Source organism: Mycobacterium sp. TH-M106 (assembly GCF_057473765.1).
The window spans coordinates 1-2,485 of the sequence record NZ_JBYCLE010000623.1; the positions used below are offsets into that span (position 1 = coordinate 1).

General features: G+C 66.9%; 2 protein-coding genes. Both read right to left on the reverse strand.

What is annotated here, in order from left to right:
- Window positions 1-1,436, reverse strand: a 1,436-nt coding sequence (locus AC2VOP_RS21005) for a 3-hydroxyacyl-CoA dehydrogenase NAD-binding domain-containing protein (protein ID WP_486962760.1), incomplete at its 3' end; no start/stop codon positions are given.
- Window positions 1,437-1,439: 3 nt separating this feature from the next.
- Window positions 1,440-2,485, reverse strand: a 1,046-nt coding sequence (locus AC2VOP_RS21010) for an acetyl-CoA C-acetyltransferase (RefSeq protein ID WP_486962761.1), incomplete at its 5' end; no start/stop codon positions are given.

Sequence of the window (2,485 nt, forward strand, 5' to 3'; positions counted from 1 at the left end):
TCGTCGGAAGTCTTGGCGCCCTTGATGATTTCCACCAACGGCATCTTGTCCACTGGGGAGAAGAAGTGGATTCCGATGAAGTCCTCCTGCCGTTTGACCCCGGCGGCCAGACCGGTGATCGGCAGCGTGGAGGTGTTCGACCCGAGCAGCGCGTTGGGTTCGACGATGTCCTCGATCTCACCGAACACCTGGTGCTTGAGTCGCTGGTCCTCGAAGACCGCCTCGATCACGAAGTCCACACCGGCGAGGTCGGCCGCATCGGCCGTCGGGGCGATCCGGTCCAACAGCGCCTTGGAACGCTCCTCGGTGGTCTTGCCTGCAGACAGCGCCTTGGCTTCCAGCTTCTCGGAGTAGCCCTTGCCCCTCTGCGCGGCTTCGGCGGAGACGTCCTTGAGCACCACGTCGAAACCGGCCCGGGCCGACACGTACGCGATCCCGGCACCCATCATGCCGGCACCCAGCACGCCGATCTTGGTGATCGGGGTCTTGCCGATGCCGTCCGGACGGCTACCGCCGCCGTTGATGTGCTGCAGGTCGAAGAAGAACGCCTGGATCATGTTCTTGGCGACCTGGCCGGTGACCAGCGACGCGAAATAGCGGCTCTCGATGCGGGTGGCAGTGTCGAAGTCGACCTGCGCGCCCTCGACCGCGGCGTCCAGGATGGCCCGCGGTGCGGGCATCGGTGCACCCTTGAGCTGTTTTTTCAGCAGAGCCGGGAACGACGGCAGCACCGCTGCCAGCGCCGGCGTGGCCGGAGTGCCGCCGGGCATCTTGTAGCCCTTGGCATCCCACGGCTGGACATGCGCGTCCGGGTTGGCCTTGATCCAGGCTTTGGCCGCCGGCACCAGCTCCTCCACCGAGCCGACAAGCTCGTCGACCAAACCGACCTCCTTGGCCTTGTCCGGCTTGAACCGGGTGCCCTGGGAGAGCACCGTCATGAAGGCGTTCTGGATACCGAGCATCCGCACCGTGCGGGTGACGCCGCCGCCACCGGGCAGCAGGCCCAGCGTGACCTCGGGCAGGCCGACCACCAGACCCTTGACATCGGCCGCGATGCGGTGATGGCAGGCCAGCGCGATCTCCAGGCCACCGCCGAGCGCGGCGCCGTTGATGGCAGCGACGACGGGCTTGCCCAGGGTCTCCAGCATGCGCAGGTCGGCCTTGATGTGCTCCACCGTGTCGAAAGCCTCTTGGGCTTGTTCTGGGCCGATCTGGATCATCGCCTTGAGGTCACCACCGGCGAAAAACGTCTTCTTCGCGCTGGTGATGACGACACCGGTGATCGAATCCTTCTCGGCGACAAGGCGTTGCACGGCGTTATGCATCGACTCGGCGTAGTGCTCGTTCATCACGTTGGCCGACCCGGTCGGATCATCCAGCGTCAGGGTGACGATGCCGTCGGCGTCCTTGTCCCAGACAATGGTGTTCTCTGCCATTGCTTAAACCCTTTCGATGATGGTGGCTACGCCCATGCCGCCACCGATGCACAGCGTGACCAGCGCCCGGCGGGCGCCCCGGCGCTCCAGCTCGTCGACCATGGTGCCGGTGATCATCGCTCCGGTCGCACCCAGCGGGTGGCCCATCGCGATCGCACCGCCGTTGACGTTGAGCTTCTCCTCGGGAACCTTGAGGTCCTTTTGGAACTTCAGCACCACCGAGGCGAACGCCTCGTTGATCTCGACCAGATCCATGTCGTCTATGGTCATCCCGGCGCGGTCGAGCACCCGACGGGTGGCCGGGGTGGGCCCGGTCAACATGATCAGCGGGTCGGCGCCGCTGGTGGCGGCCGCGACGATGCGGGCGCGCGGCGTCAGTCCCTGCTCCTTGCCAGCTTTTTCGCTGCCTACCAACACCAGCGCCGCACCGTCGACGATCCCGGAACTGTTGCCACCGGTGTGGACGTGGTTGATCTTCTCGACGTAGTGGTACTTCTGCAGCGCCACGTCGTCGAAGCCGCCCATCGCGCCGATGCCCTCGAAGGCCGGCTTGAGCTGGCCCAGGCCCTCCAGGGTGCTCTCGGGGCGCATGTGTTCGTCGTGGTCGAGGATGAGCAGGCCGTTCTGATCGCGCACCGGCACCACGGACTTGGCGAAGTAGCCGCCCGACCACGCCGCGGCCGCCTTTTCCTGCGACCGCAGCGCGTAGGCGTCGACGTCCTCGCGGGAGAAACCCTCGATGGTGGCAATCAGGTCGGCGCCGATGCCCTGCGGCACGAACCCGAGCTGGTAGTTGGTCTCCGGGTCCATCGCCCAGGCGCCGCCGTCGGAGCCCATCGGCACCCGGCTCATCGACTCGACGCCACCGGCCAGCACCAGGTCGTCGAAGCCGGCCCGCACCTTGGCGGCGGCGGTGTTGATGGCCTCCAGCCCGGAGGCACAGAACCGGTTAAGCTGCACCCCGCCGGTGGTGTCCGGCAGGCCGGCGGCCAGCACCGCGGTGCGGGCGATGTCGGCGCCCTGGTCACCGACCGGTGACACCACGCCCA